Raw genomic sequence first — 22257 nt, 5'->3', positions numbered from 1 at the left:
TCGGGTGCTGCGAGCAACCTCGATTCGGGCACCTGCCCGCGCGACGCGCGGCGATGCCTTCATGCAGCCGCGGGCGCGCCGGCTCCGGCGGCGCTGCGCGGATCAACCTCTCTTCGGGTCTTATCTTCAGACAAATGCATGCCATCCGGCCTGCATCTGCCCACCATCGCCATGACCCTGATTCAACTTAGACGCCACGTTTGCCGACGGCAAGCGCAACGTGCACGACCCTCTTTCGGGTCCGGCGACGGGTACCGTGAATTATAAATGGAACCGGTTCCATTTCGAAGGGGTTCAATGCAATTCAATGCATCGAAAATCGCAACAATTGAAAAATCCGGGGCGCGGAATGCGCAAGGATGGTTTCGACGGAGATGGTGGATGACCGGCCGGCGCGGTGCCGGCCGAATGCCCTACACGAATGACCAGGGCCGCGCGCCGCTCACCATGGCCAGAACATCGACGCGAGCGACAGCGACAAAGCCGCGCAAAGCGGCGAGTAATACAGCGTGTCCATTCGCGCGAAACGCGAGCCGCGAATCCGCTTGAAGAAACCGACGTAACGGAAATCGCCGACGGCCCGCACCGCGAAGATCAATGCGAGCGCAACGACCGCGAACGCGATCGTGCAGGGATACGGGTTCCGCCCGAACCAGCCGGCCCGCGCGGCGACCACGCACGCACCGGCCAGCAACGCCACGGCGACGGCAAGCGTGCCGACGGCAGTCGGCCGCAACAGCGGCACGCCATCCTGTTCCGGAATCGCCGCACGCTTGCCCAGCCGCCCGCCCAACGCCCAGTAGACGTGAACGAGCGCAATCGCGCAAAGCGTCGGCACGCTGAAATACGCACCGGTCATGTCGGTCTGTGTCCTCGTCTCGTTATCTCGTTGTGTTGCCGGAAGGGTTCCGGCACGCGGCCTCGGCCCGCGACACGCATGACGATACCGAAACCCGACGGGTGCTGCATTGCGACGTCCGGTCGCAACCCGCCGCTGCGCGTGCTGCGGCGCAGTGCGCGGGGATCGCCGTACCGGCCGTGCGCTTGACTTCCCTCCACGCGCTACTACCCTGTTATTCCAGTACTGCGGTCTGCATGCCCCTTGCGCATCCGGCCGCACGTGCATCGTTCGCCGTACGGCGCACCTGCGCGACAACAATGACGAAGGCCATGGAGGCGACTCATGCTGATCGGTGTGCCGAAAGAGATCAAGAACCACGAATACCGCGTCGGCCTCACGCCGGCCGGCGCGCACGAGCTCACGCGGCACGGCCACGCCGTGCTCGTGCAGCGCGGCGCGGGCATGGCGATCGGCCTGCTCGACGACGACTACACGGCCGCAGGCGCATCGCTGTGCGACGGCGCGGACGAAATCTTCGCGCGCGCCGACATGATCATCAAGGTCAAGGAGCCGCAACCGGCCGAATGCGCGATGCTGCGGCGCGGCCAGATTCTCTACACGTACCTGCATCTCGCGCCCGATCCCGAACAGGCGGCCGCGCTCGTGAAATCCGGCGCCGTCTGCATCGCCTACGAAACCGTCACGGGGCCCGGCGGCGGCCTGCCGCTGCTCGCGCCGATGAGCGAGGTCGCGGGGCGCATGTCGATCCAGGTCGCGGCGACCCACCTCGAAAGCCCGCGCGGCGGCCGCGGCCTGCTGATGGCCGGCGTGCCCGGCGTGCCGGCCGCGCATGTCGTCGTGCTCGGCGCGGGCGTCGTCGGCACCGGCGCGCTGCAGATGGCGGTCGGCCTCGGCGCGCGCGTCACCGTGCTCGACACCAACGTCGGACGGCTGCGCCAGCTCGACCTGGTGTTCGCCAACCGGATCACGACCGTCTGCTCGAATGCGCATACGATCGACGAAGCCGTGCGCGACGCCGACGTCGTGATCGGCGCCGTGCTCGTGCCGGGCGCGTCGGCGCCGCGGCTCGTCACGCGCGACATGATCGCGACGATGCGCACGGGCGCCGTCGTCGTCGACGTCGCGATCGACCAGGGCGGATGCTTCGAGACATCGCATGCGACGACGCACGCGGAGCCGACTTACGTCGTCGACGGCGTCGTGCATTACTGCGTCGCGAACATGCCCGGCGCGGTTGCGCGCACGTCGACCTTCGCGCTGAACAACGCGACGCTCGGGGCTGCGCTCGCCATTGCCGACAAGGGCTGGAAGCGTGCGATGACCGACGATCCGCATCTGCGCGCGGGCCTGAACGTCTGCGACGGGCACATCACGTACGAAGCGGTCGCGCAGGCGCTCGGCCTGCCTTACGTGCCGGCCGCCGACGCGCTGGCGTGACGCCGGGCGCGCGTGCGTGCAGGCGGGCACGCCGCCTTCACGCGCCCTTCGGCCGGCTCCGCTTCGACGTGCCGCCCGCGCCCATCGTGCGCGCCAGCAGCGGCCGCAGTTGCGCGAGGGTGCGCGTGTTCAGCACGTCCGGCCGCGTAAGCCAGCCGCGGCGCGCCTGATCGATGCCATACGCGAGGTTGTCGAGTTCGTCCGTGTTGCCCGCATCCGAGCCGATCGCCACCGCCACGCCGGCCTTCGCGGCTTCGCGGCACCAGATGTCCGGCAGGTCGAGCCGCCGCGGCTGCGCATCGAGTTCGACGAAGCAGCCGCGCGCTGCCGCCTGCGCGATCACGCGCGGCACGTCGAGCTCGCAGGCGTCGCGCTCGCCGAGCACACGACCGGTCGGGTGCGCGAGAATCGTGAAATGCGGATGGTCCATCGCACGCAGCATGCGATCGGTCTGCGCCTCGCGCGGCAGGTCGAAACCGTCGCGTACCGCGCCGATCACGAGATCCAGCCGGCCGAGCATCGCGTCGGGCACATCGAGGCTGCCATCCTCGCGAATGCCGGCCTCCACCCCCTTGAGCAACACGAAATCGTCGAACGACGCATTGATGCGATCGATCTCGTCGAGCTGCCGCGCGAGCCAGTCGAACGCGTTTCGGCCGCCGCCCGCATGCGGTGCGCGATCGGTGACGGCCAGATACGCGAGCCCGCGTGCGCGCGCGGCGTCGGCCATCACGCGCAGGCTGTCGCGGCCGGCCGATGCATCGGTGTGCGCATGCAGGTCGCCGTGCAGATGCTTGCGCTCGACCAGCGCCGGCAGCGTGCCGGCGCGCGACGCATCGATCTCGCCGCGATCCTCGCGCAATTCGGGCGGCACCTCGTGCAACCCGATTGCGCCGTAGACCGATGCCTCCGTCTCGCCGGCAATCCGCTCGTCGCCGCGAAACACGCCGTATTCGTTGATCTTCAGGCCGCCCGCCTGCGCGATCCGGCGCAGCGCAATGTTGTGCGCCTTCGATCCGGTGAAGTAGACGAGCGCCGCGCCGAACGCGTCGGCGTCGACCACGCGCAGGTCGACCTGCAACCCGCTGTCGAGCACGATGCTCGATTTCGTCTGGCCGTGTGCGAGCACGCGCGCCACCTTGCCGTAGCCGACGAACGCATCGGCGACCGCAACCGGATCGCGGGCGGTGACGAGAATGTCGAGATCGCCGACCGTCTCGCGGCGGCGGCGGAAACTGCCGGCCGGCACGGCCTTGCCGACACCGGCGACCGCACTCAACCGTTCGAGCAACGGCAGCAGCGATTGCGCGGCATCCGGCAACAGGAAGCGTTGCGGCTTGCGCTGCAGGCGGTCGTCGATCGCTTCGAGCAGATGCGCTTCGGTTTTCGCGCCGAAGCCCGGCAGTTCTCTCACATGCCCGTTCTTCGCTTCGGCGCGAAGCTGTTCGAGCGAATCGACGTGCAGCGCGTCATGCAGCGCCTTCACGCGTTTCGCGCCGAGCCCCGGCACGTCGAGCAGCTCGACGATCGCGCCCGGCAGCGCATGGCGCAGCGTTTGCTGCAGTTCGCAGGTGCCGGTCGCGGCGATCTCGCGCAGCTTCGATGCGAGATCGGGCCCGATCGACGGAATCTTCCCGAGATCGTCGCCGTTCGCGACCATCGTCGGGATATCGCGCCCGTAGTCGGCGATCGTGCGTGCTGCATTGCGATAGGCGCGCACGCGAAACGGATTGGCGCCCTGGATTTCGAGCATGTCGGCGATCTCGGCGAACACGGCCGCACACTCGGCATTGTGGATCGGCATGATCGGCGTGGCTCCCTTCCACGTGGATGGCGCCGCGCGCATGCGCGACAGCGTCTGCCCGCCCGGCGCCGCATGTCGACGCCGCCGGGCGCCCGTTCGTCATCCTACGCTGGCCGAGCATGGCGTGCAGTGCGATCGCGGCCGCGACGTCAGAGCGATGCGCGTGGTGTCGTCGCGTATCGTCGCTCGTAGATCGACTGGCAATGCGTGCAGCGTTCGGCGGTCGGGCGCGCGAGCAGCCGCTCGTAGCCGACCGACGCATCGCAATCGATGCATTCGCCGTAGCTGCCGTCGCGCATGCGCTGTTGCGCGCGGCCGACCGCGCGCAGTTCGGTGAGCTTCATGCCGATCAACGCATGATCGACGTCGACGAACAGATCGGCGTTGGCCTCGTCGCCCTCGTCCGGCGCCGCGCCGGCAAGGTCCGCGTAGGATTCGGCCGCGCGCTGGTCCTCGCTCGTGCGGATGTCCGCACGCAGCGCCTGCTCGCTCTCGTTCAGCCGCTGTTTCAGCGTCTGCCGTTGTTGTTGGTCGAGCGCCATGGCCGTCTCTCCTTTTCCGGGTTCCGCGCGAAAGTGCGGCGCGCGGTGTCGCGCCGGTGCGCGGCGGGCAAGGTGCGACCGGCGCCGCCGCGCCCGGATGCGCGCCCGCACGCTCGAGGCGCCAGACGCATGCGAAGCAGGATAAACCCATTGACCGGGTGTGTGTTGACCGTCGTCAGCACCGCACCCGGTGCGGCGAAAAGCAGGGACAGACGCGAAATCGCGGCCGGCGATCAGCGCACGTCCTCGCCGAGCCACTGCTTGCTGATCGTGCCGTACTCGCCGTCCTTGAGCATCGTTTCGAGTGCTGCGTTGATCGCGTCGCGCAGTTTCGGGCTGTCCTTGCGCACCGCGATCCCCATCTTCTCCGGATACAGCAGCGGCCCGGCCGGCCTCGCGTCGACGTGCTTGTCGCGGATCGTCAGGATGCCTGCGATACGGTCCGTGACGAATCCCTCGATGCGGCGGTTCTGCATGTCGATCAGGATGTCGGGCAGCCCCTTGTAGGTTTTCACCTGCACGTCGGGCCGATTCTTGCGCAACCACGCCTCGTAGGTTTCCCCGAGCGTGACGCCGACCACCTTGCCCTTCAGCTGCGCGATGTCCTGCACGCTGCTGCCCTTCGGCACGAACAGCTGTGCTCCCGAACGATAGTAGGACTGCGTAAAATCCACGGCCTTCAGGCGCTCGTCGGTAATCGCGAGGCTGCCGATCACGGCATCGTACTTGCCGGCCAGCAGCCCGCCGACGATGCCGTCCCATGCCGTCATGATCGGCACGGGTTTCGCCCCGAGCCTGCCCGCGACGCGGGTGCCGATATCGACGTCGAAGCCGGTCAGCTTGCCCGACTCGTCGATGAAACTGAACGGCGGATACTTGCCGGTCAGCGCGAACGTCAGGTTGCCGGTCTGCCGGACCTTGTCGAGATCGTCGGCGTGCGCCGCGACGCTCGCGGCGCCGATGAACGCCGCGCAGGCGATCATCGTCATTCGTTGCAGCAAAGTCATCTTCAGTCTCCAGGATCTTGATCGTGAATCGAACGCGGCGATGCGTTCGACGTGGCATCGCACGGTGCTAGCGCCGCGCGACCTCGAACAGCGCGGCGGCCCCCTGCCCGCCGCCGATGCACATCGTGACGACGACGTGGCGCACGCCGCGTCGCGCGCCTTCGAGCAACGCGTGACCGACCATGCGCGTGCCCGTCATCCCGTACGGGTGGCCCAGCGCGATGCTGCCGCCATTGACGTTGACGACCTCGTACGACAATCCGAGCGTGTCGACGCAATGCACGACCTGCGACGCGAAGGCCTCGTTGAGTTCCCACAGGCCGATATCGGCTGTCGACAGGCCCGTGCGCGCAAGCAGCTTGCGCACGGCGGGCACGGGGCCGACACCCATCTCGTCGGGCCGGCAGCCGGCCACCGCGCACGCGACCAGGCGCCCGAGCGGCGGCGTGTCGAGCGTGCGCAACATTGCACCGGAGACGACCGCGCACGCGGCCGATCCGTCCGCGAGTGCGCAGGCATTGCCTGCCGTCACGGTGCCGCCGTCGCGCACGGTATCGAGCGCCGCCAGCGCGTCGCCGGTCGTCCCCGGACGCCCGCATTCGTCTTCGCCCACGCGCAGCTCGCGTGCGACGCTGTCGCCGCCGGCCTTGTCGCGCTCGAGCTTGCGCACGTCCACCGCGACGATTTCGTCGCGCAGCCACCCCGCTTGCGCCGCATGCGCGGCACGTCGCTGGCTGAGCGCCGCGTAGTCGTCCTGCGCGCGACGCGATACGCGATAGCGGCTCGCGACCACGTCGGCCGTCTCGACCATCGGCATGTAGGCGTCGGCGTGCCGCGCGAGCAACTGCTCGTCCTGCTGGCGATGGCGATTCATGTGTGCGTTCTGCACGAGGCTGATCGATTCGACGCCGCCAGCCAGAATCGCATCGGCTTCGCCGCCCGAGACCCGCGCCGACGCCAGTGCGACCGACATCAGCCCCGACGCGCATTGCCGGTCGAGCGTCATGCCCGGTACGCCGACGGGCAGATCGGCCGCCAGCGCCGCGAGCCGACCGATGTTGTAGTACTGCGACCCTTCCGGCAATGCGCAGCCGAGCATCACGTCGTCGATCCGTTCGGGATCGAGACCGCTGCGCGCCACCGCGGCGCGCAGCGAATACGCGGCCAGCGTCGGCGACGTCGTGTCGTTGAACGCGCCGCGAAACGCACGCCCGATCGGCGTGCGCGCATAACCGACGATCCATGCTTCGCGATCGGTGCCTGTCATGCGGCCTCCTTGTCGACGGTGAAATCGGCGTCGGTCAGGTTGCGGATCTCGGCGACGCTCATCGCGCCGAGCCGCTCGACCAGCGTCAGCCCATGCGCCGCGCACCGGAACACCGCGTATTCGGTCACGATCATTTCGACGCGGCGGCGGGCCGTGAGCGGCAGCGTGCATCGCTCGACGATCTTCGGCCGGCCGTTCTTGTCGGTGTGCGGCATCGTCACGATCACGCGCCGCGCCTTCTGTGCGAGTTCCGCGCCGCCGCCGATACCGGCCACGAGGCTGCCCGGCACGAGCCAGTTCGCGAGATCGCCGTACGCCGATACCTGCAACGCGCCCAGGAACGTGATGTCGACCAGCCCGCGCCGGATCATGCCGAACGACTCGGCGCTATCGACGATCGCGCCGCCCGGCACGACCGACACGTAACCGCCGCCGGCGTCGATCAGATCGCGGTCGAGATCGGCCGCGCGCGCGAGCGCGCCGACACCGACGATGCCGTTCTCCGAGTGGATCCAGGCGGCCGACGGATCGTCGAGATACGCCGGAATCAGCGTCGGCAGGCCGATGCCGAGATTGATCAATTGCCCGCGCGCCACTTCGCGCGCGGCCCGGCATGCGATCACGTGGCGCGGGTCAGCGCGGGATGGGCTGGTATTCATCGGTGTCTCCGTCGATCTGGATCAGGCCGTGCACGTGGATGCCCGGCGTATGGATGTCGTCGGACGCGAGCGGCGTCGCATCGACGACGCGCGCCTCGACCAGCACCCGATCCGCGGCCATCGCCATCAGCGGCGAGAAATTGCGCGCCGCGCCGCGATAGCGCAGATTCCCGCAGGCATCCGCACGATCCGCGCGAAGCAGCGCGAAATCGGCCCGCAGCGCGCGCTCGAAAAACAACGTCCGGCCGTCGACCGAAATCGTCTCGCGCGTCACGCCGAGTTCCGGCGGCAACTCGATATCGGTCACGACGCCGGGCAAACCGACGCCCGCGCAGCGGATGCGTTCGGCGAACAACCCCTGCGAAAAGAACTCGACCTGCAGCGCGCCGGACAGGTAGGCGCGCCGCGCGGGGCCGCTCAGGCCGAGATGCGTCGTCAGCAGCCGGCTCACGACGCCGGCCTCGATCAGTCGCGACACGCCGTAGTGGTCCTGGTTCGCGTCGTTCTTGATGATCGTCAGGCCGCGCTTGCCCTGCCGCTGCAACTCGGCGAGCAGCGAGAACGGCGTGCCCGGCGAGCCGAAACCGCCGACCATGATCGACGCGCCGTCCGGAATCGGCGCGACCGCGTCGGCGAGCTGCATGCGTTTGTCCATGTGCCGCCCCGTCATCGCCCGATCGTCCGGAACGCGAGGTCGAGCTTTTCGACGATCTCGTCGCATTGCGCGCGTGTCGTAATGAGCGGCGGCGCGATCAGCGTGTGGTCGCCGGTTTCCCCCATCAGCGATTTGCGCGGATAGACGATCACCCCCTGCTCGCGCGCGGCGCGCGTCACCTGCTCGCCGAACCGGAGCGACGGATCGAACGGGGTTTTCGTGTCGCGATCCGCGACATACTCGAGCGCGAGCAGAAAGCCGCGCCCGCGCACGTCGCCGATGAAGTCGTGCCGGGTCGCCAGGCTGTCGAGCAGGCCGCGCAGATAGTCGCCCGTCTCGGCTGCGTGCTCGACCAGCCCCTCGCGTTCGATCACGTCGATCACGGCCAGCGCCGTCGCGCTCGCAAGCGGATTGCCTGCGTAGGTATAGCCGTGCTGGAACCCGCCCGAGGCGAGGATCGGGTCGGTCAGCTCGGCCCGCGTCACGATCGCCGACGTCGGGTAGTAGCCGGCGCCGAGCCCCTTCGCCACGCACAGGATGTCGGCCTCGACATCCCAGTGCTGGAACCCGAACCAGCGCCCCGTGCGGCCGATGCCCGTCATCACTTCGTCGAGGATCAGCAGGATTCCGTGGCGCGAGCAGATCTCGCGGATGCGCGCGAAATACGCGTCGTGCGGCACCTCGGCGCCCGTGCTAGCGCCGCCGATCGGCTCCGCGACGAACGCGGCCACCCGTTCTGCGCCCACTTCGCGAATCGCCGCGTCGAGTTCGTCCGCGCAATCGAGCGCATGCTGCTCCGCGCTCTTGCCGGGCGGCACGCGATACTGCGTCGGCGAAGCCACCTTCGGATAGAGCTGGATCATCGGCTGGAACGGCTGCGTGAGCGGCGTGTAGCTCGTCATCGCGAGCGCGCCCATCGTCGAGCCGTGATAGGACGGCTGGCGCGCGATGAACACGCTGCGCTCGGGCGCACCGCTGCATACCCAATACTGGCGCGCGAGCTTCAAGGCCGATTCGACCGATTCCGACCCGCCGCTCGAGAAGAACACGCGGTCGAAGCGGCCGCCCGCGAGCCCGACGAGCTTCTCCGCGAGATCCACGGCGGGCTGGTTCTCGAACTGCGTCCGGTACGCGAACGCGACCTTGTCGAGCTGCGCGAGCATCGCGTCGCGGATCGCCGGATGACCGTGGCCCAGTTGCGCCACGATCGCGCCGGAACACGCGTCGATGTGACGCTTGCCGTCCGTATCCCATGCGTAGATGCCTTCGGCGCGTGCGACGGTGGGCAACTGCACGGCGGACTGGTAAAAGAGATGGTCGCTCATTGACGTCCTTTTCTGATTGCGTAAGGTGATTCGGTACCGCGCGGTCAGCGGATATCGGCGAGGAACGCCTGGGTCCGTTCGTGCGAAGGCCGATGAAAGATCTCGGTCGGACAGCCGTCCTCGACTACCCGGCCGTCGGCCATGAAGACGACGCGATCGGCCACGCGTTCCGCGAACCGCATTTCGTGCGTGACGACCATCATCGTCATGCCGGCCTTGGCCAGCCGCTCCATGACGGCCAGCACGCCGCCGACCATCTCGGGGTCGAGCGCCGACGTCGGTTCGTCGAACAGCATCGCGTCGGGCTTGAGCGCCAGCGCCCGCGCAATCGCGACACGCTGCTTCTGCCCGCCGGACAGGTTGCCGGGATAGACGTCCTGCTTGTCGAGCACGCCGACCTTGTCGAGCAGCTCCCGCGCTTCGTCCCGCGCCTGCGACGCCGTCATGCCGAGCAGTTGCATCGGCGCGAGCGTCAGGTTGTCGAGCACGGTCAGGTGCGGGAACAGGTTGAAATGCTGAAACACCATGCCGACCTTCATCCGCATCGCATTCAGGTAGCGCTCCTGCGCGCGGTGGCCGCGGCCCGGGTCGTTGACGAGGCTGCCGAGCACCCTCACCTCGCCGCGCGTCGGTGTCTCCAGGTGGTTCACGCAGCGCAGCAGCGTGCTCTTTCCCGATCCGCTCGGGCCGATCAGCACGACCACCTCGCCCTTGCAAACGTCGAGTGAAATGCCCTTCAACACGTCGAGCGTGCCGTAAGTCTTGTGGATGTCGCGCAGGACGATCTGCGGCTGGGTTCCGTTCATGCCCGGCCTCCCTTCAGGATCAGCCGCTGTTCGAGCTGGCGCAGCACCAGGCTCGTCCCGGTGGTCAGCAACGCATAGATCATCGCGCATGCAAAGTAGAGTTCGAATGGCTTGAAGGTCGCGCCGACCAGTTGCTGCGTGCGCATGAACAGCTCCGCGAGCGTGATCGTCGACACGAGCGACGTGTCCTTGGTGAGGATGATCAGGTTGTTGCCGAGCGGCGGCACGATCAGCCTGAGCGCCTGCGGCAGCACGACGAGCCGCATCGTGCGCGCGGCGCCGAAGCCGAGCGACCGCGCCGCTTCGACCTGCCCGTGCGGAATCGCGAGGATGCCGGCGCGGATCGTCTCAGCGTTGTACGCGCCGACGTTGAGCGCGAGACCGATCACGCCGGACGTGAACGGCGACAGCTCGAGCCCGAACTGCGGCAACCCGAAATAGATGATGAAGAGCTGCACGAGCAGCGGCGTCGAGCGGATCAGCCAGATATAGGCGCTGGTGGCATCGCGCAGCACGCGATGGCGCGACAGCCTGCCGAGTGCGGCGCCGAGGCCGATGGCCAGGCCGAATACGGTCGCGAGCAGCGTCAGCTCGACCGTGACGGCCGCGGCTTCGAACAGCATCGGCAGGTATTTGAAGACGAGATGGAAATCGAACATGGCATGGCGGCCAGCGCGCTGCGCGGCGGCGCAACGGCACTGAGGGTGTCTCCGTATGATGAGTGACCGATTTGATTCATCATCTGCAGATAGCCCGGAAGCCATTGCAGCAGAAGGAATCGGCCTGTTGTTTGACTGGATCGCAGTCTCGCTTTGAATTATTTTTCGGTCAATATATGATCTTTTTTAATCAATTGATTGACCGGAGCGAACATGCGGAGCGACTTCAGCCTGCGCGACATCGAAATCTTCCATGCGATCGCCACGGCCGGCTCCACGCGGCAGGCGGCCGTTCAGCTCGGCATCACGCAGTCGGCGGTCAGCCATGCGCTCGCGCGGCTGGAGGACAGCCTGCGCATCCGGCTGTTCGCGCGCGAGAACCAGCGCCTGCAGATCTCGCCGGCAGGCCGCTACATGCTCGACGAGGCCGTGCAGTTGCTCGACCGGCTGAATCGCATCGAAGAGGAAATTTCGCTGTTGCAGGACAGCGGCGTCGCGTCGCTGCGCATCGGCTGCGCGCCGGGGCTGTGCCACCGCTTCGGGCCGCGGCTCGCGCAGCACTATGCGCAGTCGCACACCGGCACGGGCGTCGCGCTCGACGTTGCCGCGAGCGGGCGGCTGATATCGGATGTGGAGGGCGGCCGCCTCGATCTCGCGATCGTGTCGTACGAGATCCATGAACCGGGCCTGATCTTCGTGCCCGTGTTCGGTGCGAAGATGGTCGCGCTGCTCACGCGCAAGAACCGGCTCGCCGCGCGCAAGCTGCTGACGTACGACGATCTCGCCGATCAGCAGTACATCAAGCCGATCCAGTCCGACCACCTGATCTACGACGATTCAAGCGACCGCCGCCGGCTCGGCTACGAGTTGCGCGTGAGCATGAGCTCGCTCGGCGAAGTGATCCGGCTGACCGACGGCGTGAGCCTGCTCAATGCGCTGACCGCCGCCGATCTGTGCGCGAACCGCGAGCTGGTGGCGCGCCCGTTCGATTCGAGCCAGTGGTTCAATTTCTATCTCGTTCACCAGCATGCGCTGAAGAACAATCCGGCCGTGCGCGACGTACTCGATATCGCGCAGGCGTGCGTGCGGGATACGGCGGAAAGCTCCGCGTATCCCGATGCATTCGTGATCCGCTGATGCGCAGCGGGCCGTCGCGCGTGACGCTCAGAAGGCGTTGCGCCCGATGAATCCGCGCACGACCGTCAGCAGGATGATCTTCATGTCGAACCAGAAGCTCCAGTTCTGCATGTAGAAGAGATCGAACTTCACGCGCGCCTCCATCGACTCGACCTTGCGCGTCTCGCCGCGATAGCCGTTCACCTGCGCCCATCCGGTGATGCCGGGCCGCACGCGGTAACGGTACATGTAGCAGTCGATCAGTTGCCGATAGAAATCGTCATGCTCGATCGCGTGCGGACGCGGGCCGACCACCGACATCTGCCCGAACAGCACGTTGAAGAACTGCGGCAGCTCGTCGAGCGACGTGCGCCGCAGGAACGCGCCGACGCGCGTGATGCGCGAATCGTTGCGCGACGCCTGCCGCACGACGCCCGGCTGCGCGCGATGCACCCGCATCGTCCGGAACTTCAGGATGTCGAACTCACGGCCATCGACACCCTTGCGCCGCTGCCTGAACAGCACCGGCCCCGGCGACGACAGTTTGACCGCGACCGCCAGCATCGACAGCAGCGGCAGCAACGGAATCAGCACGCCGAACGCGAACAGCCGGTCGAACGCGAACTTCGCCCACAGCTCCGGCGCGGAGCGCGGCGTGGTCGCGAGATTGATCGCCGGCATGCCGAGCACGTCGGTCGCAGAACGATCGACCATCGCCATCTGCCGCACGTCGGGCAACAGCCGCAACTCGACGAATTCGTCGCGCAGCTCGCGCACGATGCGCTGGATCCGCCACTCGTGCGACATCGGCAGCGTGAGCCACACCTCGTCGATCTCGCCGCCGCGAATCATGTCGCGCAGCGTGTTCCAGTCGTCGATCACCGGCACGCCGCCGATGCCGCCGGCGGCGCCCGACGCATCGTCATCGAATACGCACGCCGCCACGAACGGTCCGTTCGGCGCGAGCTGCATTCGCTCGATCGCCACGCGCCCGTACGCCGTCGCGCCGACCACCGCGACGCGACGCTGCCGCGCGCGCGGGTCGCCGCGCGTCAGTGCAAGCGCCAGCAGCGCGGTACGCCCGAGCAGCAGTGCCGCGTCGCCGGCCAGCACCGTGCGCACGATCCAGCGCGTCGTGACCGTGCCGCCGCGGTTCATGATCCACATCGTGCCGGCTACCGTCAGCACGCTCGCGCAGACGACGGCCGCCATCGTCTGCGTCAATACATGTGCACCGCCCTGCACCGCGATGCCGCCGCGCACGGTGCGCAGGTAGCGCGGCAGCAGCGCCACCGTCAGCACGCACAGCAGCGCGATCGCGCCGCGTTGCGCATCGGACAGCTCGCGCCACGCGAGGCCCGATGCCGCCTGCGCCGCGAGCGCCCCCGCCAGCACGAGCACGACGTCGGCCGCCGCGATCGCGGCGCGCCGCATCGCATGGGTTCCACCGGACATCGACTGCATCGTCATGCACCGTGTGCCGGGAATCCGCGACGCACCTCCGGCATGCGCGGGCGAACCGTCGCCGATCCCGCATTCCCGCGCGTACCGAGCAACCTGCGATAGTCGGCGCGAATCAGGTCGTAGCATTCGCACGCGTGATGTTCGAGGCCGACACGATCGAGCACGGTGATGCGGCCGCGGCGCTGCCGGATCAGCCCGGCTTCCTGCAGGTTGCCGGCGGCCTCGGTCACGCCCTCGCGGCGCACGCCGAGCATGTTCGCGATCGTCTGCTGCGTGACGGCCAGCTCGTCGCCGTCGATACGGTCGTGCGCCAGCAGCAGCCAGCGGCTCAGTTGCTCGCTGACCGAGTGATGCCGGTTGCACAGCGCGCTGCGCGAGACCTGCGCCATCGTCGCCTGGCAGTAGTTGAGCAGCAGCCGGTAGGTCGCCGGCGACCGTTCGAATTCGGCGCGCATCACGCACGACGGCACGCGATAGGCCATCCCGGCGATACGCACCTCGATCCGGCTCGACGCCGCCGCCCCGCCGACGAGCGTCGCGAGCCCGACCGCTCCCTCACGGCCGACCACCGCCACCTCGACCATCGCACCGTCCTCCATCAGGTGCTGCACCGACATCATTGCCGTCGTCGGGAAGTGCAGATGGCGCATCGGCTCGCCGACCCGGTCGAGCATGCCGGCCTTGATCCGGACCAGTTCGAGGTGCGGTGCGATGGCGCGGATGCTGTCCTCAGGGAGGGCATCGAGGATGGCGTTCGCCGAGTAGGTCGAGTGAAGATGAAGCATGTCTGTATCCCTTTTATTGTCCGCGCCGCCTGCAGCCGCGTGCACGGAACTCGTTATCGCGATGCGCGCCCGGACGTTGACAGCAGTTGCGGCCCACAACCCTGAATCCGATTGACCTCCGGCTTGTTGCCGCCGGATTGAATCGGTCGTCCCGTTTCGACACGCCAGCCGGAATAAGCGATTTACGTGCCAATACCTGTCCATGCTTAATATGTGAATCACGCCGCATTTAGATCGCCCGAATAACCGGCCCGAAGCAGAAAAAAACGTCTCATTTCCGGACACTCTTCCGGACCACGGACACTCTTTCGGGAAACTGACATGACGCGTCATTCGACTGATCAATTCGCGCGCGTCGAATCGCGACGTCCCAACCTGCCCCGCGACGCTTATCCTTCAAATACTTACAGTCGATTTTCAATTGTTTCCGTGACGTGCCGGACGGCATGCCGAGGCATTTCGGCGCGTCACACGCTTGTTTGAAACTGTCTCAAATTTGAATCCACCCACTAATTTCAGGCTCTGTCCGCTATCGCACACATCGCATCCAAGTCATTGATCTGAATGCAAAATCAAGCGATCCCCGGTTATTTGTCAAATAATGTTCAATGGGCGCGCGGCACTTTCTCCGGACGATTCATGATGTCACGCGATTGACGCACGATCGGCATTGAATAGTTCGCCAGCACGCCATTCCTTTTCCGGATGATTAATTTCTTGGAAATGAATCATTAAATCCGGATAACGTTTGCATGCAATCGAAATCGTCAAACTTTGTGAAATGACGCGCCGTGCAATTGGCAAAATGAAATTGCGTGCTAGCCTTTTCCGCAGCATCGTCATTTGAATTTCGATGAACACAAGTCCGCACGAGCGTGCGAAATCCCATTTTCCGGGATATCGCCGCGACGGCGCGCGACCGCCACCCTACGAGGATGCGCCGTGACCCACCAGGCCCATGAAGCCGTCGCGCAAGCGAACGGCATGATCGAGCTTTCCCACAGTTTCGATGCCAACCGGTTTCTCGCGGCCATCGACCGCGACGAGCTCACCACGCTGGCCCCTCATCTTCAACTCGTCCACCTGAAATCCGGGCAAGTGCTCTGCGAACCCGGCGACATGCTCGCCGCGGTCTACCTGCCCGTCACGACGGCGATTTCGCTGCAATACGTGTCGTCCGGCGGCATGACGCTGGAAGTGGCGGAGATCGGCAACGAAAGCGTGGTCTGCGACGACGTGATCGGCGGCAGCGGCAGGATGCCCTGCCGTGCGGTCGCCTGCCGCGACGGCTTCGTCTACCGGCTCGACCGGCGCGTGTTCGCCGCCGCGTTCGATGCGTCGCCGGTGATCCGCCATCTCGTGTTCGTCTGCGTGCGGCTGCTGATGGCGCAGGTGTCGCAGATCACGTTCTGCAGCCGTCACCACGTGCTCAAACATCAGTTATGCCGATGGTTCCTGCTCGCGTACGACCGCACGCGCAGCATCGAGATCCAGGTGACGCACAGCATGCTCGCGCAGATGCTCGGCGTGCGGCGCGAAACGGTCACGGATGCCGCGGGCGAGATCCAGAAGCTCGGCCTGATCCGGCAATACCGGAGCTCGATCGAGCTCGCCGACCTCGACGGTCTCGAACGAATGTCGTGCGGCTGCCGCGCGATCGTGCGCGACGAGATGAAGCGCATCCTGTCGGCCGACTCCGGCGTGCCGGCCGCATCGCGCGCCTGATTGCCGCGCCGATTCGCGCGGCGCGCGCCTGCGGGGTTGACGGTTTGTAGGGTGGCGAACAGAACGCCGTGCTGGCGAATGGTCTACTGATGCCGGACTGCCGGGGGGACGTCAGCGCATTTTGCGCGTCTGCCCGAGCGGACGACACCACGCACGCCGGAGCAGCACGTGAAAAACGAAATCAGAACCATCCTCAAACACGTCGCCCACCTCGAAGCCGCGATCGATTCGATCGGTGACGGGGACGACCTCTACGATGCGGGGCTCTCCTCGCTCGACACGATCCAGCTGATGCTCGCGATCGAGAAGCAGTTCAACATCGAGATTCCCGACGAGATGCTGAACCGCAACCTGTTCCGCAGCATCGACGCGCTCGCCGACACGATCGCCACGCTTCAACGCGCCGAGCATTCCGCATGAGCGCGCTGCTCCCCGAACTCGCGGCCGACAGCGAATCGCGTCGGCTCGACGAGGCCGCGCACGCCGTCGCACAGATCGCCGCGCAGCATGCGGATGCGGTCGATCGCGACGCGCGCTGCCCCGTCGAGGCGATCGAGGCGATGCGCGCGCGCCGGCTGCTGGGCGCAATGGTGCCGACCCATCTCGGCGGCGCTGGCGCATCGCTCGAAGACATCGCGTCGGCCTGCTCGATCCTCGGCCAGGCCTGCGCCTCGTCGGCGATGGTGTTCGCGATGCACCAGATCCAGGTTGCCTGCATCGTCGACCACGCCGCCGACCAGGGCTGGCACCGGCTGTTCATGCAGCAGCTCGTGCGCCACCAGTGGCTGCTCGCGTCGGCCACGTCGGAAAGCGGCGTCGGCGGCAACCTGCGCGCGAGCCAGTGCGCACTCGAAACCAACGGCGGCGAATTCCGGCTGCGCAAATCCGCGCCGACGATCTCGTACGGCGACTACGCGGACGGCATCCTCGCCACGGCGCGGCGCGATGCCGACGCGCCGGCTTCCGAGCAGGTACTCGTCACGCTGCTGCGCGACGGCTATACGCTCACGCGGCGCGGCGAATGGGACACGCTCGGGATGCGCGGCACCTGCAGCAACGGCTTCGAGCTCGACGCACGGGGCGCGGCCGTCCAGTGCCTGCCCGTGCCGTTCGCGAAGATCGCCGAGGAAACGATGGTGCCGGTCTCGCACATCCTGTGGGCCGCGGTCTGGATCGGCGTGGCCGGCGACGCGTTCCATCGCGCGCACCAGTTCTTCCGCGCGCAGGCACGCCAGACCGACGGCGCGCCGTCGCCCGCCGCGCGACGCATCGCCGAATCGCTCGCGCTGATGCAGGCGATGCAGGCTCGCGTCGACAACGTGGTGCGGCTCCATGCGAGTGCGTCGGCCCGCTCGTGGTCGGCCGGCATGGCCTGGGCCGCCGAGATCAATACGCTGAAAACCTACGTGTCGGCCACCGCGCTGGAAGTCGCGCACCAGGCGATGATGATCTGCGGGATGGCCGGCTACAAGCAAGGCACGCCGTTCAGCATCGGCCGCCATATTCGCGACCTGCACGCGGCGCCGCTGATGATCAGCAACGACCGTATTGCCGCCAACACTGCGAGCCTGCTGCTCGCGCTGCGTCCTGCGACGCTGGAGAAACATTCGTGAACGATCGCCTCGCCGTGCCCTCCGCCGCCTCCACTCCCGCCGACGCGCCGCTCGACCGCGCGGGCGTCAACCCGCTGCGCGACGCGCTGATCGATGCCGGCCTGCTGGTCTCGACCGGCATCCAGGGCCTGTTCGGCCGCAGCGAGCCGTTCGAGCGCGTCGTCGAAGCGCTCGACGCATTCGTCACACGCCTCGGCGCCGACCAGCAGGCCGAAGTGCTGCGCTTCCCGCCGGCGATGAGCCGCACCGAATTCGAGCGCAGCGAATACATGAAGAGCTTCCCGCAGCTCGCCGGCAGCGTGCATGCGTTCTGTGGCGACGAGCGCCAGCACCAGCGCGTGCTGCAATGCCTCGATCGCGGCGACGACTGGACGGAAAGCCAGAAGCCGACCTATGTCGTGATGACGCCGGCCGCGTGCTACCCCGTCTATCCGGTCGTCGCGCGCGCGGGCGCGCTGCCCGCCGACGGCCGCATCGTCGACGTGTTCTCGTACTGCTTCCGCCACGAGCCGTCGCTCGATCCGACCCGGATGCAGCTGTTCCGGATGCGCGAGTACGTGCGGGTCGGCACGCCCGAGCAGATCGTCGCGTTCCGCCAGACGTGGATCGAGCGCGGCACGCAGATGATCGACGCGCTGCGCCTGCCCAACGCGATCGATCTCGCGAACGATCCGTTCTTCGGGCGCGGCGGCAAGATCGTCGCCGACAGCCAGCGCGAGCAGAACCTGAAGTTCGAGTTGCTGATCCCGATCGAGCACGACGACCGGCAGACCGCATGCCTGAGCTTCAACTACCACATGGATCATTTCGGCGTGCTGTGGGACATCCGCACCGCGACGGGCGACGTCGCGCACACGGGCTGCGTCGGCTTCGGCCTCGAACGGCTCACGCTTGCGCTGTTCCGCCACCACGGCTTCGACATCGACGCATGGCCGGGCGAGGTCCGCGACGTGCTGTGGGGCACACGATGAAATTCGTTTCCCGCGACGGCGAGGATGCGTCGTTCGAGGATGTGCGCCATCGTGCGCGCCACTACCGGCCGCATCCGCTGCACAGTCAGGAGATGGTCTGGAAACAGACCAACTGCTACGTCGACATGTGGCTCGAAGTGCTCCGGTGGTGGGGCTTCAATCCGTACGCGGCGCTGCCGTTTACGATCGCGCTCGATTTCGAGGGCGACCAGTTCACGTTCTTCAAGTTTCCGCACGACGAACTGGAGCGGCTCTACGGGATCGTCGTGCAGGAGCACTCGATCTACGAGCCGCTCGACCAGCACATCGAGACGCAGGTCGCGCGCGGTCACCTGATGATCGTCGAGGTCGACGCGTGGTTCCTGCCCGACACGCGCGGCAGCAGCTATCGCACGCAGCACACGAAGACGACGATCGGCATCGATGCGATCGACCGCTCGAAGCACCAGATCGGCTACTTCCACAACAGCGGCTATTACGTGGCGGAAGATTTCGACTACAACGGGCTCGTCGGCAACAGTTCGCCGATGACGCTGCCGCCGTACGTCGAATGCGCGAAGCGGCGCTTTGCGCCGCTCGACGAGCGCGCGCTGTGCGAAGCGTCGCTTGCCGCGCTGCACCGCCACCTGCGGCGCCTGCCGGTCGTCGATCCGATCGCCGCATTCCGGCGGCAGTTGCAGGCTGACGCGAGGACGCTCGCCGATTCGCCGCTCGAACACTTCCACGCGTATTCGTTCAACTCGGTGCGGCAGCTCGGCGCGAATTTCGAGCTGTTCGGCCACTATGCGCGCTGGCTGCAGGCGAGCGGCTGCATCGGGCCGTTCGCCGAGATCCGCGCCGCGTGCGATCGCATCGCGTCGGAAGCGATGGTGCTGGAATTCCGGCTCGCGCGCGCCTGCGCACGCGGCAGGGAAGAGCGCGGCGACTCGACGCTCGAGGCGATCGAGGCCGCCTACGCCGACCTCGTCGCCTGCGCGCGGGAGATCAACGCGCCGCCGCGTCACGTGACGACCCTGCGCGGCGACGCGGCGCCCGTGCCGGTCATGCGGTGACGCGCGCGCCCGCCCCGCCCGCGTGGTCGATGCTGGCGACGGCCGCAGGCGCCGCGCAGGCGCCGAGCGCCCTCCCGGCCGACGGCGACGGCTGGATCACAGCGCCCGTGCCCGGCACCGTCGCGCAGGCGCTCGCGCTGGCCGGCCGGATCGACGAAGCCGCGTCGCTCGACAAGCGCGACCACTGGTACCGGATCGAGCTGCGCGGCCGCGGGCCGCGCGTGCTGCGCTTTCACGGCCTCGCGACGCTCGCGCAGGCGTGGCTCGACGACACGCCGATCCTGCGCTCCGACAGCATGTTCGTCGCGCACGACGTGCCCGTGTCGCTCGACGGCACGCACCGGCTCACCCTCTGTTTCCGCGCGCTCGCGCCGCACCTGCGCGACGCGCGCGCGCCGCGCCGGGCGCGCTGGCGCACGCGGCTCGCCGAGCCGGCGGCACTGCGCACGGTTCGCACGTCGCTGTTCGGGCACATGCCCGGCTGGTTTCCGCCGTACGTGCCGGCCGGCCCGTGGCGGCCCGTCGACGTGCTCGACCCGGCCGCCGCGCCGGTTCTGGTCGATTGCGATTTGCGCGCCCGTGTCGAAGGCGACACGGGCTGGCTCGACGCGGAACTGACGTTCTCCGCGCCGCTGCCCGACGCGCTCGCGGCCCGGCTGTCGTGCGGCGAACACCACGCGACGCTCGAACGCGCCGGCGCCGACCGGCTGCGCGCGAGCGTCGCGGTGCCCAACGTGCGCCGCTGGTGGCCGCACACGCACGGCGAACCGGCCCTCTACGACATCACGCTGCACATCGGCGACGAACGGCGGCCGCTCGGCTCGACGGGCTTCCGCACGATCGAGATCGACGCCGGCGCCGACGGCAAGGGTTTCGGATTGCGCATCAACGGCGTGCCGGTGTTCGCGCGCGGGGCGTGCTGGAGCAGCGCCGCGCCGCTCGCGCTGCACGCGGACGACGCGACCTACGGCCGCCTGCTCGGGCTCGCGCGCGACGCCGGTTTCAACATGATCCGCGTCGGCGGCACGATGACCTACGAAGCCGACGCCTTCCACGCCTGGTGCGACCGGCTCGGGATACTGGTCTGGCAGGACTTCATGTTCGCGAACTTCGACTACGCGCTCGACGATCCCGCGTTCGCGGAGAACGTCGAGCGCGAAGCCCGGCAGTGCCTCGCGCGCCTCGGCGCCTCGCCGTCGCTCGCGGTGCTGTGCGGCGGCAGCGAGATCGCGCAACAGGCCGCGATGTCGGGGCTCGGGCCGAAGCAGCGCTTCCTCGAGCTGACCGCCGACCGGCTGGCCGGCCATGCGGCCGCGCGCCGGCCCGACGTCCCGTACGTGCCCGATTCGCCCGACGGCGGCGTGTTGCCGTTCATGCCGCGCGAACGCGTGTCGCACTACTACGGCGTCGGCGCGTACCTGCGCCCGCTCGACGACGCGCGCCGCGCGGACGTGCGCTTCGCAAGCGAATGCCTCGCGTTCGCGAACGTGCCGTGCGATGCGACGCTCGCCGAGCTCGCCTGGCCCGGCGTGCACGAGCCGCGCTGGAAGGCGGCCGTGCCACGCGACCCCGGCACGTCGTGGGATTTCGAGGACATCCGCGACCACTATCTGCAGACGCTGTACGACGTCGCGCCCGACCGGCTGCGGCGCGAAGACCCGGCGCGCTACTTCGAGCTGTCGCGCGCGGTGATCGCGGACCTGATGCGCGAAACGTTTTCCGAATGGCGGCGCACCGGCTCGCGTTGCGCCGGTGCGCTCGTATGGCAGTTCCTGGATGTGATGCCCGGCGCCGGCTGGGGCGTGATCGACGCCGCGCATCGGCCGAAATCGGCATGGTATGCGCTGCGCCAGGTACTGCAGCCCGTGCAGGTGCTGCTGGTCGATGAAGGCCTGAACGGCCTGGACGTGCATGTCGTCAACGAGCGCCCGGCGCCGCTGTCGGCGGCGCTCGAATTGGTCGCGCTGCGCGACGGTCGCACGGCGGTCGCACGTGCCGGCTGCCCGGTGCGGATCGCCGCGCACGACACGGTGCGGATCGGTTCGGCCGAGCTGCTCGGCCGCTTCTTCGACTGGACCTATGCGTACCGTTTCGGGCCATGCGAGCACGACACCGTCGTCGCGACGCTACGCGCCGACGATGGCACGCTGCTGTCACAGGCGTTCCATTTCCCGTCCCGCACGCATCCGGCCGTGCTCGCGCGCCGTGAACTCGGGATCGAGGCATGCGTATCGCGCACCGGCGACACCTGGCACGTCGACATCGACACGCGGCACGTCGCGCGCCATGTGCAGATCGACGCACCGGGCTTCGTGCCGCGCGACGACTGGTTCCATCTCGCGCCCGGCACGCCGGCGCGCGTCGCACTCGTCCCGCTGGAAGCCGCCGGAAAAAATCCGGCCGCCGCCGACACGCCGCCCGCTGTCGAAATCCGCGCGGTAAACGCCGCACGCGCGGTACGCGCCACGCTCGCCGGCTGACGCGACGCTCGCGGTCATTGCAACCGCG

21 protein-coding genes are annotated in these 22257 nt (G+C 67.8%); 8 read left to right on the top strand and 13 right to left on the bottom strand.

What is annotated here, in order from left to right:
* Positions 1-442: 442 nt before the first annotated feature.
* Positions 443-859 carry a DUF3995 domain-containing protein gene (locus BBJ41_RS19815; RefSeq protein ID WP_069748043.1) on the bottom strand — a complete coding sequence of 139 codons (417 nt, stop codon included), beginning with the start codon at positions 857-859 and terminating at the stop codon, positions 443-445.
* Between the two features lie 324 nt (positions 860-1183).
* On the opposite strand from BBJ41_RS19815, the gene ald reads away from it, so the two are divergent.
* Positions 1184-2299, top strand: coding sequence for an alanine dehydrogenase (gene ald, locus BBJ41_RS19810; RefSeq protein ID WP_069748042.1), 1116 nt, complete (start codon positions 1184-1186; stop codon positions 2297-2299).
* A gap of 37 nt (positions 2300-2336) precedes the next feature.
* On the opposite strand, the gene polX is transcribed toward ald, so the two are convergent.
* From polX to BBJ41_RS19765, 9 genes are all read right to left on the bottom strand, one after another.
* On the bottom strand, positions 2337-4103 hold the full coding sequence (polX, locus tag BBJ41_RS19805; protein ID WP_069748041.1) for a DNA polymerase/3'-5' exonuclease PolX: 1767 nt from the start codon (positions 4101-4103) through the stop codon (positions 2337-2339).
* A gap of 149 nt (positions 4104-4252) precedes the next feature.
* Entirely contained in the window at positions 4253-4645 is a 393-nt protein-coding gene (locus tag BBJ41_RS19800; RefSeq protein ID WP_069748040.1) for a TraR/DksA family transcriptional regulator, read from the bottom strand.
* Between the two features lie 233 nt (positions 4646-4878).
* Positions 4879-5652: a transporter substrate-binding domain-containing protein gene (locus BBJ41_RS19795; protein ID WP_236872107.1), complete on the bottom strand. Its 774-nt coding sequence runs from the start codon at positions 5650-5652 to the stop codon at positions 4879-4881.
* A 67-nt stretch (positions 5653-5719) separates the two neighbouring features.
* On the bottom strand, positions 5720-6919 hold the full coding sequence (locus BBJ41_RS19790; protein WP_069748039.1) for an acetyl-CoA C-acyltransferase: 1200 nt from the start codon (positions 6917-6919) through the stop codon (positions 5720-5722).
* The gene (locus tag BBJ41_RS19785; RefSeq protein ID WP_069748038.1) at positions 6916-7578 is read right to left on the bottom strand and encodes a 3-oxoacid CoA-transferase subunit B; all 663 of its coding nucleotides are present in this window, start codon (positions 7576-7578) and stop codon (positions 6916-6918) included. Before BBJ41_RS19785 ends, BBJ41_RS19790 begins: the two co-directional genes overlap by 4 nt.
* Complete coding sequence (locus tag BBJ41_RS19780; RefSeq protein WP_156814829.1) at positions 7553-8233, bottom strand: CoA transferase subunit A; 681 nt, start codon at positions 8231-8233, stop codon at positions 7553-7555. Before BBJ41_RS19780 ends, BBJ41_RS19785 begins: the two co-directional genes overlap by 26 nt.
* Positions 8234-8244: 11 nt before the next feature.
* Positions 8245-9558: an aminotransferase family protein gene (locus BBJ41_RS19775; RefSeq protein WP_069748036.1), complete on the bottom strand. Its 1314-nt coding sequence runs from the start codon at positions 9556-9558 to the stop codon at positions 8245-8247.
* A gap of 44 nt (positions 9559-9602) precedes the next feature.
* Positions 9603-10364 (bottom strand): amino acid ABC transporter ATP-binding protein, encoded by a 762-nt coding sequence (locus BBJ41_RS19770; RefSeq protein WP_069748035.1) that lies wholly within the window; start codon positions 10362-10364, stop codon positions 9603-9605.
* Positions 10361-11023 carry an amino acid ABC transporter permease gene (locus BBJ41_RS19765; protein WP_069748034.1) on the bottom strand — a complete coding sequence of 221 codons (663 nt, stop codon included), beginning with the start codon at positions 11021-11023 and terminating at the stop codon, positions 10361-10363. The genes BBJ41_RS19770 and BBJ41_RS19765 overlap by 4 nt, the downstream gene beginning before the upstream one ends.
* 213 nt (positions 11024-11236) lie before the next feature.
* On the opposite strand from BBJ41_RS19765, the gene BBJ41_RS19760 reads away from it, so the two are divergent.
* Entirely contained in the window at positions 11237-12160 is a 924-nt protein-coding gene (locus BBJ41_RS19760; RefSeq protein WP_069748033.1) for a LysR family transcriptional regulator, read from the top strand.
* A gap of 27 nt (positions 12161-12187) precedes the next feature.
* Here BBJ41_RS19760 and BBJ41_RS19755 read toward each other — a convergent pair whose 3' ends face one another.
* From BBJ41_RS19755 to BBJ41_RS40505, 3 genes are all read right to left on the bottom strand, one after another.
* Positions 12188-13594 carry an undecaprenyl-phosphate glucose phosphotransferase gene (locus BBJ41_RS19755; protein WP_069750274.1) on the bottom strand — a complete coding sequence of 469 codons (1407 nt, stop codon included), beginning with the start codon at positions 13592-13594 and terminating at the stop codon, positions 12188-12190.
* 11 nt (positions 13595-13605) lie between these two features.
* Positions 13606-14388, bottom strand: coding sequence for a Crp/Fnr family transcriptional regulator (locus tag BBJ41_RS19750; protein WP_069748032.1), 783 nt, complete (start codon positions 14386-14388; stop codon positions 13606-13608).
* A 645-nt stretch (positions 14389-15033) separates the two neighbouring features.
* On the bottom strand, positions 15034-15231 hold the full coding sequence (locus BBJ41_RS40505; protein WP_156814828.1) for a hypothetical protein: 198 nt from the start codon (positions 15229-15231) through the stop codon (positions 15034-15036).
* Between the two features lie 99 nt (positions 15232-15330).
* Between BBJ41_RS40505 and BBJ41_RS19745 the strand changes: the two genes are divergently transcribed.
* From BBJ41_RS19745 to BBJ41_RS19720, 6 genes are all read left to right on the top strand, one after another.
* The gene (locus BBJ41_RS19745) at positions 15331-16113 is read left to right on the top strand and encodes a Crp/Fnr family transcriptional regulator (RefSeq protein ID WP_175972575.1); all 783 of its coding nucleotides are present in this window, start codon (positions 15331-15333) and stop codon (positions 16111-16113) included.
* Positions 16114-16281: 168 nt separating this feature from the next.
* Positions 16282-16533 (top strand): acyl carrier protein, encoded by a 252-nt coding sequence (locus tag BBJ41_RS19740; protein WP_069748031.1) that lies wholly within the window; start codon positions 16282-16284, stop codon positions 16531-16533.
* A complete protein-coding gene (locus tag BBJ41_RS19735) occupies positions 16530-17726 on the top strand; it encodes an acyl-CoA dehydrogenase family protein (protein WP_069748030.1) in 1197 nt (398 codons plus the stop codon). Before BBJ41_RS19740 ends, BBJ41_RS19735 begins: the two co-directional genes overlap by 4 nt.
* Positions 17723-18697 (top strand): amino acid--[acyl-carrier-protein] ligase, encoded by a 975-nt coding sequence (locus BBJ41_RS19730; RefSeq protein WP_069748029.1) that lies wholly within the window; start codon positions 17723-17725, stop codon positions 18695-18697. The genes BBJ41_RS19735 and BBJ41_RS19730 overlap by 4 nt, the downstream gene beginning before the upstream one ends.
* Positions 18694-19749, top strand: coding sequence for a DUF1839 family protein (locus BBJ41_RS19725; RefSeq protein WP_069750272.1), 1056 nt, complete (start codon positions 18694-18696; stop codon positions 19747-19749). The genes BBJ41_RS19730 and BBJ41_RS19725 overlap by 4 nt, the downstream gene beginning before the upstream one ends.
* Positions 19746-22229, top strand: a complete 2484-nt coding sequence (locus tag BBJ41_RS19720; RefSeq protein WP_069748028.1) for a glycoside hydrolase family 2 protein — start codon at positions 19746-19748, stop codon at positions 22227-22229. The genes BBJ41_RS19725 and BBJ41_RS19720 overlap by 4 nt, the downstream gene beginning before the upstream one ends.
* The last annotated feature ends 28 nt before the right edge of the window (positions 22230-22257 follow it).

The sequence above is a fragment of the Burkholderia stabilis genome (genome assembly GCF_001742165.1).
GTDB lineage: Bacteria > Pseudomonadota > Gammaproteobacteria > Burkholderiales > Burkholderiaceae > Burkholderia > Burkholderia stabilis.
Note: the sequence above shows the minus strand (reverse complement) of the source record. Positions and strands in the feature narration are given on the sequence as shown.

Coding starts and splice junctions, on each gene's coding strand:
- BBJ41_RS19815 (WP_069748043.1), bottom strand. CDS start 859: ATGACCGGTGCGTATTTCAGCGTGCCGACGCTTTGCGCGATTGCGCTC.
- ald (WP_069748042.1), top strand. CDS start 1,184: ATGCTGATCGGTGTGCCGAAAGAGATCAAGAACCACGAATACCGCGTC.
- polX (WP_069748041.1), bottom strand. CDS start 4,103: ATGCCGATCCACAATGCCGAGTGTGCGGCCGTGTTCGCCGAGATCGCC.
- BBJ41_RS19800 (WP_069748040.1), bottom strand. CDS start 4,645: ATGGCGCTCGACCAACAACAACGGCAGACGCTGAAACAGCGGCTGAAC.
- BBJ41_RS19795 (WP_236872107.1), bottom strand. CDS start 5,652: ATGACTTTGCTGCAACGAATGACGATGATCGCCTGCGCGGCGTTCATC.
- BBJ41_RS19790 (WP_069748039.1), bottom strand. CDS start 6,919: ATGACAGGCACCGATCGCGAAGCATGGATCGTCGGTTATGCGCGCACG.
- BBJ41_RS19785 (WP_069748038.1), bottom strand. CDS start 7,578: ATGAATACCAGCCCATCCCGCGCTGACCCGCGCCACGTGATCGCATGC.
- BBJ41_RS19780 (WP_156814829.1), bottom strand. CDS start 8,233: ATGGACAAACGCATGCAGCTCGCCGACGCGGTCGCGCCGATTCCGGAC.
- BBJ41_RS19775 (WP_069748036.1), bottom strand. CDS start 9,558: ATGAGCGACCATCTCTTTTACCAGTCCGCCGTGCAGTTGCCCACCGTC.
- BBJ41_RS19770 (WP_069748035.1), bottom strand. CDS start 10,364: ATGAACGGAACCCAGCCGCAGATCGTCCTGCGCGACATCCACAAGACT.
- BBJ41_RS19765 (WP_069748034.1), bottom strand. CDS start 11,023: ATGTTCGATTTCCATCTCGTCTTCAAATACCTGCCGATGCTGTTCGAA.
- BBJ41_RS19760 (WP_069748033.1), top strand. CDS start 11,237: ATGCGGAGCGACTTCAGCCTGCGCGACATCGAAATCTTCCATGCGATC.
- BBJ41_RS19755 (WP_069750274.1), bottom strand. CDS start 13,594: ATGTCCGGTGGAACCCATGCGATGCGGCGCGCCGCGATCGCGGCGGCC.
- BBJ41_RS19750 (WP_069748032.1), bottom strand. CDS start 14,388: ATGCTTCATCTTCACTCGACCTACTCGGCGAACGCCATCCTCGATGCC.
- BBJ41_RS40505 (WP_156814828.1), bottom strand. CDS start 15,231: ATGACGATGCTGCGGAAAAGGCTAGCACGCAATTTCATTTTGCCAATT.
- BBJ41_RS19735 (WP_069748030.1), top strand. CDS start 16,530: ATGAGCGCGCTGCTCCCCGAACTCGCGGCCGACAGCGAATCGCGTCGG.
- BBJ41_RS19725 (WP_069750272.1), top strand. CDS start 18,694: ATGAAATTCGTTTCCCGCGACGGCGAGGATGCGTCGTTCGAGGATGTG.